The sequence below is a fragment of the Domibacillus robiginosus genome, assembly GCF_000966195.1.
In the GTDB taxonomy this organism is placed as follows: Bacteria; Bacillota; Bacilli; order Bacillales; family Domibacillaceae; genus Domibacillus; species Domibacillus robiginosus.
This window is the reverse complement of the sequence record NZ_LAHL01000009.1, coordinates 71563-86169: the sequence shown is the minus strand read 5'-3', so window position 1 is coordinate 86169 and position 14607 is coordinate 71563. Positions and strand designations below refer to the sequence as shown.

Here is a 14607-nt window from a genome sequence, read left to right as displayed (position 1 = left end):
AGGTGGTGCAAGGCATGTTGTCGGATAAACTTAAACTAACAGGAAAAGATATTCTTGAAAAAGAGTTTAAAACATCTATGCGGGGATATAGCCCGGATGAGGTGGATCAATTTTTAGATCTTGTTATAAAAGACTATGATGTATTTCAACAGGCAATTGAAGAGCTGCAGCAGGAAAACCTGCGCTTGAAAAAAGAAAACAGCACGATTGCAGCCCGGAAGCCCGTTCCGGAAGCGCCGATTCGCCAGCAGCAGCCGGCTCCTGGTTCGACCAATTTCGACATTTTAAAGCGGCTGTCGAATTTGGAGCGCCACGTTTTTGGCGACCGTCTCCATAATGAATAAATTTCCATTGCGAAATCTCGCGGCTTCTTTTATAATAAGTAACGGAATTGAATAACGTTTGGGTAATCGCTGCGAATTTTTTGTTCGCAGAGGAAAGTCCATGCTCACACAGTGCTGTGATGCCTGTAGTGATCACGCCTGGCGAAACCATAAGCCAGGGCAGCAATTTATTGCTGACGGCAGGGAAAACACCTACGTCTTCGGATATGGTGTGAATACCTTGAAAGTGCCACAGTGACGTAGCTTTGCCAGAAATGGCAGAGGTGGAACGAGGTAAACCCCGTGAGTGAGCAACCCAAATTTTGGTAGGGGCACTTTCCGGACGGAAACGAACGAATGGAAAGGTGAAGTATAAAGATACTTCGCAGATAGATGATTGCCACCGGAGTACGAGGCCATACCCTGGCCGTTTGCAGTACAATGGAACAAAACATGGCTTACAGAACGTTATTCAGGGTTCATTAAATGTAATTAACACAGCTCTCCTTTACAGGGGAGCTTTTGTTCTATTTAGCGGGGAGCTGACTCCTTTTTTATGGAAAATAATGTGAAGCAGATTAATGAAGTGATTGTAAATCATATTCGTGAAGGCGTCATGGTCACGGATCAAAGCGGCGTTATTTTTTACGTGAATCCGGCTTTTCAGATGGTTACCGGCTACAGAGCGGTAGATGTAATTGGAAAAAAGCCAAGCTTTTTGCAGTCCGGGCTGCATGATACAGCTTTTTACAAGAAAATGTGGCGTACGATTGAAGAAAAAGGCCAGTGGAGCGGTGAAATATGGAACCGCCGCCAGAATGGGGAGCTGTATCCGGAATGGCTGACCATTTTGTCAGTTTACGGAAGCGGCCAAAAAGTGGAACAATATATTGGGGTTTTTACCGATATATCTGAACAACGGTCGGCGGAAGCGGAAGTAAAAAGACTTGTGCACCACGATTCGTTAACCGGCGTCGCCAATCGGCATGCGTACCAGGCCCGTATGACAGATGTGATTGAAACATCTCTTCAATACGATCAAAGAGCGGCGGTGCTTGTGTTAGACATTGACCGATTCAAGCAAATTAACGACACATTTGGCCATCAAGCAGGTGACAATTTGCTCGTTGAGGTGACCAGGCGGCTGAAGCGGCTTATCGGCAATAAAGATTTGATCTCGCGGCTGGGCGGGGACGAATTTTCCATCACCCTTACTCATATTCGACACCCGCGTGAAGCGTTTCGACTGGCAGAAACGGTTATTTCTGCCCTTGCAGCTCCTTTTTGGGTGGCCGGGCAGGACATTTACATATCAACGAGCATCGGGATCAGCTTTTTGCCGGAAGACGGCGAAGATGCCGAAGCATTGCTGAGCCATGCAGACAAAGCGATGTATCATTCTAAACAAACAGGCCGAAACCGTTTTTCCGTTTACCATGAAGAAATGAGCGTAGAAACAAAAGAAGCGTTTCCCCTGGAAATGGAGCTGCGCCGTGCAATCGAGCGAGGTGAACTGATGGTATACTATCAGCCCCAGGTGGATGCCGCCACGGGGAAGCCGGCTGGTGTAGAAGCACTGCTCCGGTGGCATAATAAGCATTACGGGCACGTATCGCCGAACGTTTTTATTCCGCTTGCAGAAGAAACCGGATTGATTATTCCTATTGGAAATTGGGTATTAAGGCAGGTGTGCCGTGATTTACATACATTGAGCCAGCACGGCTTCACCAATCTTTCTGCCGCTGTTAATATTTCAGCACTGCAGTTTTTACAGGATGGATTTGTCGAAACCGTCCAGGCTGTTTTATATGAAGAAAATATTCCGCCCGGGCGTATTGATCTTGAATTAACGGAAAGTACGGTCATGCCGGATGCCCATGCCTCGATTGAACGGCTGGCAAAACTAAAAGAGCTTGGCTTTACGCTGTCCATTGATGATTTTGGAACAGGATATTCCTCGCTCAGTTACTTGCACCGGTTTCCGATTGACCAGCTGAAGATTGATCGAAGCTTTGTTCAGCAGATGGATAAAGAGGAAGGGGACGCTTCTATCGTAGAAGCCATTATTACGATGGCACACCGCCTTCGCTTAAAGGTCGTAGCGGAAGGAGTCGAGAACGAGTACCAGCTCGGGCTGCTGCGGGAGGAAGCGTGCGACGTGGTGCAGGGCTATTTTTATGCAAAGCCGCTGCCGCTCGCCGAACTGATTTCTTATTTAACAGCCCATTAAAATGAACCAATACGAAAAGAGGATGTTATGTATACATTAATTGCAACCGCTGCAATGGGGTTAGAAGCCATCGTAGCAAAAGAAGTAAAAGACCTCGGATATGAGCCGCGAACAGAAAATGGAAAAGTGTATTTTGAAGGGGATGCGACCGCGATTGCCCGCTGCAATATGTGGCTGCGCACAGCTGATCGTGTCAAAGTGGTAGTAGCTGAATTTTATGCGAAAACGTTTGATGAGCTGTTTGAAAAAACAAAAGCACTTCGCTGGGAGGACTACCTGCCAAAAGACGCGTCTTTCCCCGTCCAGGGTAAATCGGTTAAATCCACCCTGTTCAGCATTTCCGACTGCCAGGCTATTGTAAAAAAAGCCATTGTGGAAAGGTTGAAATCAGCGTATCATGTGGAAACATGGCTGGCTGAAACAGGCGCGCGTTTTCCGCTGGAGGTGGCGCTTTTAAAAGACAAAGTGACGCTGACAATCGATGCAAGCGGAGCCGGACTGCACAAACGCGGCTACCGCACAGGGCAGGGGGAAGCGCCTTTAAAAGAAACGCTGGCTGCGGCTCTTGTCAAATTAACCAACTGGTATCCGGATAAACCGTTTGTCGATCCATTCAGCGGTTCTGGTACGATTCCAATAGAGGCGGCGCTGATCGGTCAAAATATTGCGCCGGGCTTTAACCGTGAATTTATTTCAGAGGGCTGGGACTGGATCGGCGGACAGGTATGGGATGACGTGCGAACAGAAGCGGAGGACAAAGCGAATTACGATCAGCCGCTTGATATTGAAGGGCTGGATGTTGATCCGAAAATGGCAGGAATCGCCCAGGCAAATGCGTTCGAAGCAGGCCTAGGGGATTTAATTCGATTCCGTACAGAGGATTCAACAAAGTTCCAAACCGATAAGGAATATGGTGTAATCGTCGGCAACCCACCATACGGGGAGCGTCTGAGTGACCGTCCGGGCGTGGAAAAGCTGTATGCCGATTTAGGCCATGCCTTTAAGTCGCTTGATACGTGGTCTATTTATCTGTTAACGTCGCATGAAGGCTTTGAAGAAGTATATGGCCGCCCGGCGACGAAAAAACGGAAATTATTTAACGGATTTATCCGCTGTGACTATTATCAGTACTGGGGCAAGCGCCCGCCGCGCCGCGAGAACGGCGAAAATAAATAAGCTCTGACGTCTTTGGCAGTTTCCTGTCAAAGACTTTTTTTGTACCGGGCTGTGTTGATATGTATGTATAAAAACAAGGAACCTCCTGCTTGCGGAAGTTCCTTTTCCGTTTCCGTTAAAGCCTCCGTTGGCACCATAATGCCTCCTGTCGAATAGGACATTTGTTAAATGAACAATCGTGACCACGAAAATACGTGATCTATCCGTCATTTTTCATTTTAGGATTGAATGACAGGACAGCCCCTATAAATAAGAACGTCTCATATTCATTGTTTCTATTTTAATTATCTTCTTCCATTCTGTACTCTAAAATATCCCCGGGCTGGCATTCTAACGCTTTGCAAATGGCCTCTAACGTTGAAAACCGAATGGCTTTTGCTTTTCCATTTTTCAATATCGAAAGGTTAGCCATTGTGATGCCAACCCTCTCTGAAAGTTCTGTTACGCTCATTTTCCTTTTAGCCAGCATCACGTCAATATTAATGATTATTGCCATTGTTTTCACCTCAGATGATGGAGTCATTTTCTGATTTTATATCGATGGCTTCCTGCAAAAGCTTTTGCAGAACAGCCGCAAAGACAGCAATTACCATGGAGGCAAAGATGATGACCAGCCCAATTAAAATGATACCCGGGGCGTCGTCTCTCTCTGCCATAAGATAAAAGAGCGGCATGCCTGCCACATATACGGTACTGATTGCGATTGCACAATATTTGATTTTCTTTAAAGCTTTTACAGACAATTCCGAGAACGCTTTGTTTTTGTCGATGTAGTGCAAAAGCGTAAAAGCCTGGTACAGAGCAAAATAAAAAGGAATTGCCGCTGCATACAAATCGATAAAAACAAGATATTTGATATAGGCCATCTCTGGATACAGTTCTGCTGCAAACTCCGCAATCTCAGGCACCACAAAGATACACAGCGCAAGAATAGGAACGCCCATTAAAATAACAGCGATCTTTAAAAAGAGCGTTGACACTTGTTTCATAAAAGCACCTCACTTATTTATTAGTAATTTGAATTTATCATGTTATTTATCGTTTTTCAATAAAAAATTATTGATTTTTATTATATTATGGTTGCTTTAGGGTATCTTCTTCATTAAAAAAGATAAAAATCATTTCTTGTTACAAAGAAACGCTCTCTAATGTTCCTCATTCAATTTATCACTTGCTGGACGAACCTGCCCGATTATTATCAGTGACTTGTATGGAGAACAGGTCGTTATCATCCGTTGTTCGTCTTTTCATACTGTTCCTAAAATTCGGACTGTTGTTTTGGTTAGGGCGAATACCCATATTATCTTTTTCTAACGCACTGCACAAAAAAATAAAACGAATGATTAAAAAATTAAAAAATAAAATGTTCGTGTTTCGTATTGATTTTTTGGAGCAATATGCTATCATAAGGACTATCAATTAAACATATTCACTCATATAATCGCGGGAATTGGCCTGCAAGTTTCTACCGGACACCGTAAATGATCCGACTATGAGTGAACAAGAGAACGGCTCCGTCTGTTCGCTGCCTGAAGGCAATTGTTCACTCTTTTTTTGAGGAATACGTTGCGCTTCAGGCTTTTTTTGTGCCTGAAGACGAATCAAAGGAGGATACACACACCATGAAGCGTCTGCATGAAAAAATGGAACAGGAAGGACGAGTGCTTTCCGAGCACGTCTTAAAAGTAGATTCGTTTTTGAATCACCAGATTGATCCGCAGTTAATGAAAGATATTGGAGAAGAATTTGCCCGGTTGTTCGAGGGAGCAGGCATTACGAAAATTGTGACACTCGAATCAAGCGGTATTGCTCCTTCTGTTATGACAGGCCTTGTGCTGGGCGTACCTGTTGTATTTGCCCGCAAGCGCCAGTCGCTGACAATGACCGATGATTTGCTGACAGCGGACGTTTATTCGTTTACGAAAGAAACAACAAACCGCATCGCTATTTCCAAGTCATTTTTAACCGAAGAGGATACGGTGTTAATCATTGATGACTTTTTGGCAAATGGCCAGGCGGCTCTTGGCTTAATGGATATTGTCAAGCAGGCAGGAAGCAGGATTGCCGGCATTGGCATCGTGATTGAAAAATCGTTCCAGAACGGACGAGCGCTGCTTGAAAGGGAAGGCGTACGGGTAGAGTCACTTGCCAGAATCCAATCTCTTCAGGATGGGAAAATCCAATTTAAAGTGGAGGTGCACCAATGAAGCCATCGCGTTTAAAAACCGCTTCACTCGGTATTCAGCACGTATTAGCGATGTATGCAGGAGCAGTCATTGTTCCGCTGATTGTGGGCGCAGCAGTCGGCATGACGCCGGCTCAGTTAACGTATCTTGTGTCAATTGATATTTTTATGTGCGGGATTGCGACGCTTCTTCAAGTGTACCGCGGCAAATGGGTCGGCATCGGCCTGCCTATCGTACTCGGCTGTACCTTTACCGCCGTCAGTCCAATGATTGCCATTGGAGCGGCAAATGGCATTTCTGCTATTTACGGCGCGATTATCGCTTCCGGTATTTTTGTTTTTCTCATTGCACCGTTTTTCAGCAGGCTTGTCCGCTTTTTCCCGCCGGTCGTGACCGGTTCTGTTGTAACAATTATCGGTGTAACCCTTATTCCGGTTGCCATGAACAATATGGGTGGCGGACAAGGAAGCCCTGATTTCGGATCTGCCCAGAATGTTACGCTTGCATTCGCGACACTGGCTGTGATTATCGTCATGTATCGCTTTTTCAAAGGCTTTGCTCGTTCAATCTCTGTTTTACTCGGGTTATTGCTTGGGACGATCCTTGCTTTTTTCATGGGGAAAGTTGATTTTTCCGCCGTGGCGGATGCGTCCTGGTTCCATCTCGTTCAGCCGTTTTACTTCGGCACACCAACGTTTGAGTGGACAGGCATTTTAACGATGATTTTAGTGGCAATGGTCAGCCTTGTTGAATCAACAGGCGTATATTTTGCCGTCTCAGATATTTGCGATAAAAAAGTAACTGAAAGAGATCTAGCAAAAGGCTACCGCGCAGAAGGACTGGCAATTGTGCTTGGCGGTATTTTCAATGCGTTTCCTTACACCGCTTTTTCACAAAATGTCGGGCTCATGCAGCTTTCAGGCGTGAAATCACGCAGCGTCATTTTTTATACAGCCGGCTTTTTGATCATTCTTGGGCTTGTGCCGAAAATCGGTGCATTCACAACGATTATTCCATCGAGTGTGTTGGGCGGCGCAATGGTTGCCATGTTCGGAATGGTTGTCGCACAGGGAATTAAAATGCTGGGCCGCGTGGATATGAACGCACAGGAAAACCTGCTGATTATCGCCTGCTCGGTCGGCCTGGGTCTTGGCGTAACCGTTGTACCGGATTTGTTTGCGGGGCTGCCAAGCGGCATTCAAATCTTAACAGGTAACGGCATTGTGGCCGGCAGTGTCACAGCAATTGTGTTAAACATCGTCTTCAACGAATTAGGCCGCAAAAAAGCGTCGGTTTCCGTTGTAGAAAACAAAGTTTCTTAATTAAAAAACGCCGTCTCCATCTCTTTTGATCAAAAAAGATGGGGGCGGCTTTTTTTTGTTTTCAAGAAGAAAAATTTCTAAAGGTGGACGGAAACGTAATGGGGCATGTAAACAGGCTTTAAACTGCTTTTCACGAGCCTGGCAAAACCGTCCTTTAAACAGAAAGGGATCTATATTGTTCACGGCATCTTCACCTCGGGCCTTCATTTCATGTTTGCAAGCAACTCGGCTGAATGAAATACATATGGAGTTGCGCAAATTATAAAGTGAGGGAGAGATTTGAATATGGCGAAAAAATCGTTGAACACGTTGATTAAGGAGCATCGGGCCAAACAAAAAGAGCACCAAGAAGCGGCGGAGGGTTTGGCCGCAAAATACGTTGAACTTGAGGAAGAACTGGGTACGCTGCGTATTGAGCTTGGGGAGCAGCAGGCCTGCGTATCTAATCCTTCTGAGGAATCGCTGGCAAAAGATGCGGCTTTGCGTCGGGAAATTGCTCAAACAGAACTGCTTTTGGAGACAATGGAAGAACGTCAGCATGCATTAACTGCTCCGCCTGCACTGAGAGCGAGCGCAAAAGAAATTTTCGAAAGAGCCAGGACAGAAGCGGTTGCGGATTATGAGGAGAAGCTGCCAGCGGCTCTTGCGGAGATTGAAGCGGCAAAAGCGCATTATCTTTATGCGGTTGCGTCTTACTCAAAGCTGAAAAAAAGTGTGAATCAAAAGATTATGGAAGCCGGACGTGAGGTTGGATACGATTTTGAGACGATGGACCTGCCGAAGCTTCGTGAAATAGCCTGGTTTCACCGCGGCCATGACGAAGCAGACGGCTCGAAATATACAATATTTGAAGACGAAATTAGAAAAGCGGTTCAGTAACGATGTAATATGGTTGAACCGCTACTAGAGGCAGCGAGAAGCTGATGATGCTTTCCAAACAAAAAGGGGATGTATAAATGAAGATGCTGTATACTGGCGAAAAAATGATTATCGATGGTGACGAATCCCTGCTGGCAAAAATCGAAGGTAAAAGCCTGGAGGGAATCGATATAACAGATATCCAAGTGGAGGCGGATGAGCTTGCCAGGCTATTTGACATTGCTTCCGCCACGGAGACGGTAGAGAGTATAGGCCGTTACGCTATGGTAAAAGAGAAATATCTGACGAAGTATAACGCATAAAAAAGCGGCCTTATAGAGGCTGCTTTTTTAAATGTAAGCTTTGTAGTGGTAGTGATTTTCCAATTAAACGAACGGAGCAGGTTAAGGAAAGAAAAACAATATTTATGGCTAGAGACAATTCAGGATGAAGGAAATAGGAGCGACCCATACTGGTAAGGCAAGGCGAATAATAAAAACAAGAGGAGTGATTGAGTTATGTCAAGCAGCAATCGCAATCGGCTGCTGGTCCCGGGAGCCCGGCAGGCTGTCGATCCATTAAAGCAGGAGATCGCTGCTGAATTTGGCGTCCAGCCTGGGGCCGATGCTCCGTCGCGTGTCAATGGTGAAATCACCAAACGCCTCGTGCAAATGGCAAAGCAGCAATTGTCTCGCCATTAGGAAACAAAGTGCAATGAAAAAGGAAAAAGCAGAGGAGTCCAGAACATGGGCCCTCTGCTTTTTTTGTAATGACCAGCATTCATCTTGAATAGAACCCAATTTTAAAAAAAAATTAACAATTCAATGGCAAAATATTTCTTTTTTACAGCTATATTAAAAACAAAGCATAACTGTTTATTTCTTCTATAAAGGGTATTAACTGAACATCGAAGAAAAAGGAGGAAAAGAATGTGGATCATGTGAAAGCAATTGTGATGAAGTTTGTGATGATTACAGTCGTTCTAGGGATCGTCCTTACTGGAATGTACGATGCGGAGTTTAGTGATACACTTCTTATCAGTGGCGTTCTTTCCGTTGTAGCTTACATAATCGGCGATTTGCTTATTTTCAATAAAGAAGGCTACGATTATGAACGCAAGGAAGATCATTTTGAGAGAAATGCCCTTGCGACTGTATCAGATATAGTACTCGCTTTTTTTGTTGTCTCGATTATGGGCAGATCCATGTTTATAAATGGCGGAGATGTTCTAGCAGCTTCTTTTGTCTCAGCAATAATCATTGCAGCGGGTGAATGGTTCTTCCACAAGTATTTGGATCATCATGTATTTGATGACGAGCATCCTCATAACCAGGTGAGATAATCGTTTAAGCAGTTTTATAAACGAACAAGCCCGTCCGATCATTTCGGCGGGCTTTTTTATGTTTAGCAGCTTTTTGTTCAAGGTAGTCAATCATAAATTTCTGCACCTCTCTTGCTTTGTTCATCCTCCCAATGGCGTCACAATAATAATCGGAGTAAAGGAGAAAACAGTCGCATTCCAGGTGACAGACGAATATCGTGTAATGACCGATATGTTCGGTTTAGTCGCAGCGGTGGCCATCAGTGAGACTTATTCGGCTGGAGTTCAGAGAGGGGAGCTAACGCGATGACAAATCGGTTTAAAAATTACGGATTGTGGGTCGCAGTGGCATCGCTTGCCGGCATGGTGCTGCAGGATGTGGGAATGATAACGATGCCGGAAAGGTATGATGCTTATGTGAACACGGGATTGACCATATTGATTGCAGCAGGCATCATCAATAATCCTTCAAATGGGAACGGGTACAAGGACAAAAAGAAAAAATGAGCGGCCCACGCGCGGGCGGCTTTTTTTTGCGTACCATGATTTGCGTTAAGCGTGGGATCAGGTGAGCGACGATGCCACCCTATTTCCAAAAGAATCTTTTTCTATATTTATGAAAACGATTAAATAAGTGTTTATTCTTTTTATTTGGGGTATTACATGAGCATCAAAGAAAAAGGAGGAAGCAATGTGGATCATGTAAAAGCACTTATTATCAAATTTGTTATGGTTGCAGTTGTACTAGGGATTGTCCTTACGGGCATTTACGACGGGGAGTTCAGTGATACACTTCTTATCAGTGCTGTTCTTACAGTAGTTGCTTATGTACTCGGTGATTTACTTGTTTTTCGCAAAGTAGGCGATGATCATGCCCGTCATGCAGATCATACTAAGAGAAACGCCATTGCCACTGTATCAGATGCAGTACTCGCTTTCTTTGTTGTTTGGCTTATGGGAAAATCACTTTTTATCAATGATGGAGATGTTCTCGCAGCTGCTTTTATCTCAGCAATTTTGATTGCCGCTGGTGAATGGTTCTTCCACAAATACCTGGATAACCATGTGTTTGACGAAAAACATGCCCGTAATCATGCAAGATAATCTTTAAAATAAGCTGAGCTCGATGACGGCACGTATGATCATGAGAGATACTCTTCTTTGTTTTAAAGCATGATAAATAAAATAGTAAAAAATAAATGAAATAGCCCGTCCGGCCATAACCGGCGGGCTTTTATTGTTGCAAAAGAAAAAGCTCCCTCTGGTGGGAAGGCGTCTTTTTGATGTATTCATTTCTTATTTTTATACCTGTCGCAGCTTGTTCGCCGAAACTCATTTTCAAGAGTGCGGATGTAAGTGTAAGCTTGACCGCACCTGACCATTTTGACTCCATGTTATTTCAATCGGCTTGTATGAGCCAATAATAAAAAAGTATTCATATATTTGTAAAACCAGGCTATAATTGGGATGCGCGGTGAAAAAGGAGGAGGGAAAACGATGTATAATGTTATGCTGTTTTTTCATGTGCTCGGCACAGTGATCATGTTTGCCGCCGTCGGTGTTACACTGACGGCTATGGTCAATATGCTTTATTGCAGGAGCACGGCTGCTTTACAAAGTTGGTGTGCTGCAGCCGTAAAGATGGACGGGCTCATGCCGATTAGTGTCATTTTTATTTTATTTCCAGGTCTTTATTTAGTTATTTCTTTATGGGGTTGGAGTACGGCATGGATCAATATCTCACTAGCTTTGCTCGTCATGATGACAGTTCTAGGTCCAATCGTTAATCTCCCCCGCTTAAAAGCCATTCTTACAGCAGCGAATGCAGAAACCAAAAGCACGCCTTCTGCTGCTGTCATGGAGAAAGTGCAGGACCGGGTACTGTGGCATTCCGCTGTAATGATGACCATGCTTACAATAGCCATTCTTTTTCTTATGACTGTCAAGCCGGCACTGCCTGGTTCGCTGATTGCTCTGGCTGCAGCAGTCATAGCCAGTGTTGTAGTGACGAACGGAGTGTTAAAAAGGGCTTTATCTTCACCTTCTATCAGTTCGACTGCTTCCTGGCCGGCCAAAGCATCCACCAGAGAGTAACCATAACTGCCCCGGGTTGGCAGCCTCCTTCTTTAGGGATAAAGAAGGGGGCTGCTTTTTCGTTTAAACGAGCGGGTAAAACGGAAAGGTTAATGAAAAAATAAGTTTATGTATAAAAGCGAAGGAGCAAGGGGGAGACAAATCAAATGGACATGGCCGATGTGTTTTCTTCTCATTTAAAAAAAGTGGGCTACAATCCGTTTCATCAAATTCTTCGGATCGAGTTCCAGGACCAGAGCATTTATGATTATGAAGAAGTTCCAGAATATGTTTACAAAGGCTTGATGACTGCTGCTTCTCACGGAAAATATCATGCTGCGTTTATTAAAGACCACTACCGGTACAGACGTGTTTGGTGATCAAGGCGCGGCGCCATTTTGTGTTTTTAAACCTGCTAACCGGGTAAAGGTACCGTGAAACAAACACCCATTTCAAAAAAGGAGGATTCTCCATGGCTGAAAACAATGAGCGCAGTGAATATTTTGAAGACCGGGCTGGTACAGACGAAGCAAGATTTCATGTTGTTCCTCACGGTGATGGTCAGTGGGCTGTTAAAACAGAAGGAGAAGACGAGCCTGATAACACCTTTAGCTCAAAATCCGAAGCGGTGGACGAAGCAAAAAAAATGGCGGAAGAAGCCAGAACAATGGCAATTATTCATAATGACGATGGACAAATTGAAAAGCAGCATAACTATCAAAGTGAATAGCACGAAGAAAAAAGGATGCCTGTGAGAGGCATCCTTTTACTTGATTGTCAGTCTCGGAATTGTCCGGCTCCCGAGTAATATACCATCTTTATCAAAAGCAAGAAAGGTTCCTTCCCGTTCTAACGCTAAAGGGATAATTTCTTCCATGTCTTTTTTCAGGGCAAAATACCTCTGTCCCCGGTAGATCAAATCATAATCAATCGACCCTTCTGACGAGTGGAAGCGAACGATGACTCGTTTTACCTCTCCGCTACAGCCTTCGTCGATAAAGGTGTTCATATAAAATGTATCTTCAGTTTCCCGCAGCGAGGGAGCAGAAAAGACGTTTCCGGATGGTGAGCAGCCAAGAAAAAGCTCGCCACAGGACAATTCCGTTAAAATGGTCTGGTAGGCTGTGCTCAATTGGCTGCTTTTTTCTACATGAAAATAGCGTCCGCCCGTTTCCTGGGCTGCCTGCTGCAGCAGCACTTCATCCAGCTGTTCCTTTGAACCGAGACCGATTGTGAAAATGGTGATGCCGTTTTCACGGGCTTTTTTTACTTTTTCAAGAACCTGGCGCTTATTTGATTTTCCGTCTGTGACAAGAATGGCTATTTTTCTGGTGCCTGCGTCTGGCTGTTGAAATTGTCCAAAAGCCGTTTCCATACCATTCGCAATATTGGTGCCGCCTGATTGAAAAACATTATATAAACTGTCATGTGCGACTGGCAATAATGGGCCTGATCCGTATAAAGGCGTGCCCTGGCTGTTAAAGCGGGTCGTTACATTAAGCTTTGCCTGTAAGGTCAAAAGTAATTTCTGTGATTTAGATACACGCAGCCGTTCCGGGTCACTTCGCGTCATGCTTTGGGATGAATCAATGATAAAGGCGACTTCCAAATCGTCTCTGGCGCAGCCTGCAATCGTTGAAAGACCCGGATCGTATAAAATGGATGTGCTGTGTGTTTCCGACGTAATTTCATTGTTTACCGCCCGGTACCTTGAATCCGTTTGAATCAGTTCGGCGTAAATGGTATCCTCCACCGGTGAAGAAGAAGACAATGACGTGACCTGTGTAGACGCGGTTCCGTTTGAAAGAGTAACGTCGCTCGTTGACAGAAGAGCTCCTTTTGCCGAATAAAACCGCACCCGTCCGTTGTAATCGGAGATGGTCTGACCGCCCGGCTGCACAATTTTAGCGGTTACAACTGCTGTTGAACTGCCGTTTGCTGCCATTTCGGACCGGGTTGATGACACCTGCAGCTCGGCTTTCGGCACGTATGTTATATCAACAGCAGGAGGGGTCCGGTAGCACGCCATTTTGTCGTTTTCAGTCTTTTGCCCCGCATACTGGAATGAAATCGTATCCTTCCTTTCGCTTGTCAGAGCAGGTGCTGTTACTTTGACGGTTACATCAGGTCCGTCTGTTTGGGTATAAGCTGCTGAAGAGGAAACTTCAAACGTTAATTCAACCGGAGATTCCTCTATAGCAGGCTGGCCGTTCGAAACCGTTCCTCCTGATTGAGAAAAAGCCTGGAAAGAAAAAGATTCATCATATGAAATAGGGTTGCCGTAGCAATCCTTTAGAGACAGTGTGATGAAGGTTGAATTGATTCCATTGGCTGTCAGAGTTCTTTTTTCAATGTCGATATCCTCAATGCGTGAATCCCTGGCAGGCAGGCTGCCCGGTGACGGCGTTGTGCCGTCCGGCTCCGGGAACGTAACGGTGCCCTCGGGAAGAAAATCAGCAGGCAGCGGGTATTTACTGTTGTCTTTGCCCGCAGCATCTTGAGTAAGGCCTGTCAGCTGGCATTTGCCCTTTTCGGCGAGGCGGTGCAGGAAAACAGCCGCTTCCGCCCGGTTTAATGACTGGGCCGCTCCGTAATCCGCATAATCCTTCACGCCTGTTTTGCCGCTTGAAAGCTGATTTATATACATGTATTGAACAGCATGATGCTCGTTTAAGTCGAAGCCATGAAAAGCCGCCACGATTCGGGCAACCTGTCCACGGGTAACAGGCTTGTCCCGAAGCGTTGAATCGCTGTAGCCTTTGAGCGGCAGATGCTTGCTTTTTGCATAAGCATACGCTGAAGCAGCCCAGTGGCGGTCACCCGTCTGGCTTTTCGGCTGCGGGTCACCCGAGCAGTCATACCGGGTAAGCATGACGAGAAATTCAGCTTCCGTAAGAGTCCGCTTCGAGCCGAATGTTCCGTTGGCGTAGCCGGATATAAGCTTATTCGTATAAGCCCAATCAATCGATGTGTACGCCCAGTGATTGGGGCTGACATCGGAAAATGGAACGGCTGCTTGTCCGGAGCCAGAGGAGGCGAGCCCGGCCATCATAAAAACCAGCAGGAAAACAAGCCGTTTTGTTTGAGTAAAAACGTTCATAAAAGCCATCCTTTTCGC

Annotated in this window: 17 protein-coding genes, 1 other RNA gene and 1 riboswitch; of the genes, 15 read left to right on the top strand and 3 right to left on the bottom strand. The window is 45.2% G+C overall.

The features are described from left to right. The first annotated feature begins 14 nt into the window (after nucleotides 1–14). The 4 genes from gpsB (at nucleotide 15) to VP97_RS05485 (ending at nucleotide 3729) form a co-directional block, all read left to right on the top strand. The gene (gpsB, locus tag VP97_RS05495) at nucleotides 15–344 is read left to right on the top strand and encodes a cell division regulator GpsB (RefSeq protein ID WP_050180987.1); all 330 of its coding nucleotides are present in this window, start codon (nucleotides 15–17) and stop codon (nucleotides 342–344) included. A gap of 54 nt (nucleotides 345–398) precedes the next feature. Beyond that, an RNA gene (gene rnpB, locus VP97_RS23205) (RNase P RNA component class B) lies at nucleotides 399–789 on the top strand. A 90-nt stretch (nucleotides 790–879) separates the two neighbouring features. After that, nucleotides 880–2553 carry a putative bifunctional diguanylate cyclase/phosphodiesterase gene (locus VP97_RS05490; protein ID WP_050180687.1) on the top strand — a complete coding sequence of 558 codons (1674 nt, stop codon included), beginning with the start codon at nucleotides 880–882 and terminating at the stop codon, nucleotides 2551–2553. 27 nt (nucleotides 2554–2580) lie between these two features. After that, nucleotides 2581–3729 (top strand): THUMP domain-containing class I SAM-dependent RNA methyltransferase, encoded by a 1149-nt coding sequence (locus VP97_RS05485; protein ID WP_050180686.1) that lies wholly within the window; start codon nucleotides 2581–2583, stop codon nucleotides 3727–3729. A 280-nt stretch (nucleotides 3730–4009) separates the two neighbouring features. On the opposite strand, the gene VP97_RS05480 is transcribed toward VP97_RS05485, so the two are convergent. Both VP97_RS05480 and VP97_RS05475 read right to left on the bottom strand, forming a co-directional pair. Beyond that, nucleotides 4010–4225 carry a helix-turn-helix domain-containing protein gene (locus tag VP97_RS05480; RefSeq protein WP_050180685.1) on the bottom strand — a complete coding sequence of 72 codons (216 nt, stop codon included), beginning with the start codon at nucleotides 4223–4225 and terminating at the stop codon, nucleotides 4010–4012. 10 nt (nucleotides 4226–4235) lie between these two features. After that, nucleotides 4236–4718, bottom strand: a complete 483-nt coding sequence (locus VP97_RS05475; protein ID WP_050180684.1) for a DUF2975 domain-containing protein — start codon at nucleotides 4716–4718, stop codon at nucleotides 4236–4238. Nucleotides 4719–5142: 424 nt separating this feature from the next. Continuing rightward, nucleotides 5143–5242, top strand: a riboswitch (purine riboswitch). Between the two features lie 109 nt (nucleotides 5243–5351). On the opposite strand from VP97_RS05475, the gene VP97_RS05470 reads away from it, so the two are divergent. The 11 genes from VP97_RS05470 (at nucleotide 5352) to VP97_RS05410 (ending at nucleotide 12219) form a co-directional block, all read left to right on the top strand. Then, a complete protein-coding gene (locus VP97_RS05470; RefSeq protein WP_050180683.1) occupies nucleotides 5352–5936 on the top strand; it encodes a xanthine phosphoribosyltransferase in 585 nt (194 codons plus the stop codon). Further along, a complete protein-coding gene (locus VP97_RS05465) occupies nucleotides 5933–7237 on the top strand; it encodes a nucleobase:cation symporter-2 family protein (RefSeq protein WP_050180682.1) in 1305 nt (434 codons plus the stop codon). Before VP97_RS05470 ends, VP97_RS05465 begins: the two co-directional genes overlap by 4 nt. A gap of 285 nt (nucleotides 7238–7522) precedes the next feature. Further along, complete coding sequence (locus tag VP97_RS05455; protein ID WP_050180680.1) at nucleotides 7523–8116, top strand: hypothetical protein; 594 nt, start codon at nucleotides 7523–7525, stop codon at nucleotides 8114–8116. Between the two features lie 77 nt (nucleotides 8117–8193). Further along, on the top strand, nucleotides 8194–8418 hold the full coding sequence (locus VP97_RS05450; protein ID WP_050180679.1) for a hypothetical protein: 225 nt from the start codon (nucleotides 8194–8196) through the stop codon (nucleotides 8416–8418). Between the two features lie 195 nt (nucleotides 8419–8613). Further along, on the top strand, nucleotides 8614–8796 hold the full coding sequence (locus tag VP97_RS05445; protein ID WP_050180678.1) for an alpha/beta-type small acid-soluble spore protein: 183 nt from the start codon (nucleotides 8614–8616) through the stop codon (nucleotides 8794–8796). A gap of 230 nt (nucleotides 8797–9026) precedes the next feature. Further along, a complete protein-coding gene (locus VP97_RS05440; protein ID WP_050180677.1) occupies nucleotides 9027–9437 on the top strand; it encodes a DUF2512 family protein in 411 nt (136 codons plus the stop codon). Between the two features lie 285 nt (nucleotides 9438–9722). Beyond that, entirely contained in the window at nucleotides 9723–9923 is a 201-nt protein-coding gene (locus VP97_RS05430) for a holin (RefSeq protein ID WP_050180675.1), read from the top strand. A gap of 186 nt (nucleotides 9924–10109) precedes the next feature. Beyond that, on the top strand, nucleotides 10110–10520 hold the full coding sequence (locus tag VP97_RS05425) for a YndM family protein (protein WP_050180986.1): 411 nt from the start codon (nucleotides 10110–10112) through the stop codon (nucleotides 10518–10520). Nucleotides 10521–10913: 393 nt separating this feature from the next. After that, nucleotides 10914–11510 carry a hypothetical protein gene (locus VP97_RS05420; RefSeq protein WP_050180674.1) on the top strand — a complete coding sequence of 199 codons (597 nt, stop codon included), beginning with the start codon at nucleotides 10914–10916 and terminating at the stop codon, nucleotides 11508–11510. 146 nt (nucleotides 11511–11656) lie between these two features. Next, nucleotides 11657–11869, top strand: coding sequence for a KTSC domain-containing protein (locus VP97_RS05415; protein ID WP_050180673.1), 213 nt, complete (start codon nucleotides 11657–11659; stop codon nucleotides 11867–11869). Nucleotides 11870–11961: 92 nt separating this feature from the next. After that, complete coding sequence (locus VP97_RS05410) at nucleotides 11962–12219, top strand: DUF2188 domain-containing protein (protein ID WP_050180672.1); 258 nt, start codon at nucleotides 11962–11964, stop codon at nucleotides 12217–12219. A gap of 36 nt (nucleotides 12220–12255) precedes the next feature. Here VP97_RS05410 and VP97_RS05405 read toward each other — a convergent pair whose 3' ends face one another. Next, the gene (locus VP97_RS05405; RefSeq protein WP_050180671.1) at nucleotides 12256–14589 is read right to left on the bottom strand and encodes a VWA domain-containing protein; all 2334 of its coding nucleotides are present in this window, start codon (nucleotides 14587–14589) and stop codon (nucleotides 12256–12258) included. Between the last annotated feature and the right edge of the window lie 18 nt (nucleotides 14590–14607).

What these genes read in the sequence shown, in the direction of transcription:
- VP97_RS05470 (WP_050180683.1), top strand. Translation starts at nt 5,352, where the DNA reads ATGAAGCGTCTGCATGAAAAAATGGAACAGGAAGGACGAGTGCTTTCC.
- VP97_RS05430 (WP_050180675.1), top strand. Translation starts at nt 9,723, where the DNA reads ATGACAAATCGGTTTAAAAATTACGGATTGTGGGTCGCAGTGGCATCG.
- VP97_RS05410 (WP_050180672.1), top strand. Translation starts at nt 11,962, where the DNA reads ATGGCTGAAAACAATGAGCGCAGTGAATATTTTGAAGACCGGGCTGGT.
- VP97_RS05465 (WP_050180682.1), top strand. Translation starts at nt 5,933, where the DNA reads ATGAAGCCATCGCGTTTAAAAACCGCTTCACTCGGTATTCAGCACGTA.
- VP97_RS05420 (WP_050180674.1), top strand. Translation starts at nt 10,914, where the DNA reads ATGTATAATGTTATGCTGTTTTTTCATGTGCTCGGCACAGTGATCATG.
- gpsB (WP_050180987.1), top strand. Translation starts at nt 15, where the DNA reads ATGTTGTCGGATAAACTTAAACTAACAGGAAAAGATATTCTTGAAAAA.
- VP97_RS05415 (WP_050180673.1), top strand. Translation starts at nt 11,657, where the DNA reads ATGGACATGGCCGATGTGTTTTCTTCTCATTTAAAAAAAGTGGGCTAC.
- VP97_RS05445 (WP_050180678.1), top strand. Translation starts at nt 8,614, where the DNA reads ATGTCAAGCAGCAATCGCAATCGGCTGCTGGTCCCGGGAGCCCGGCAG.
- VP97_RS05455 (WP_050180680.1), top strand. Translation starts at nt 7,523, where the DNA reads ATGGCGAAAAAATCGTTGAACACGTTGATTAAGGAGCATCGGGCCAAA.
- VP97_RS05490 (WP_050180687.1), top strand. Translation starts at nt 880, where the DNA reads ATGGAAAATAATGTGAAGCAGATTAATGAAGTGATTGTAAATCATATT.
- VP97_RS05450 (WP_050180679.1), top strand. Translation starts at nt 8,194, where the DNA reads ATGAAGATGCTGTATACTGGCGAAAAAATGATTATCGATGGTGACGAA.
- VP97_RS05475 (WP_050180684.1), bottom strand. Translation starts at nt 4,718, where the DNA reads ATGAAACAAGTGTCAACGCTCTTTTTAAAGATCGCTGTTATTTTAATG.
- VP97_RS05485 (WP_050180686.1), top strand. Translation starts at nt 2,581, where the DNA reads ATGTATACATTAATTGCAACCGCTGCAATGGGGTTAGAAGCCATCGTA.
- VP97_RS05480 (WP_050180685.1), bottom strand. Translation starts at nt 4,225, where the DNA reads ATGGCAATAATCATTAATATTGACGTGATGCTGGCTAAAAGGAAAATG.
- VP97_RS05405 (WP_050180671.1), bottom strand. Translation starts at nt 14,589, where the DNA reads ATGAACGTTTTTACTCAAACAAAACGGCTTGTTTTCCTGCTGGTTTTT.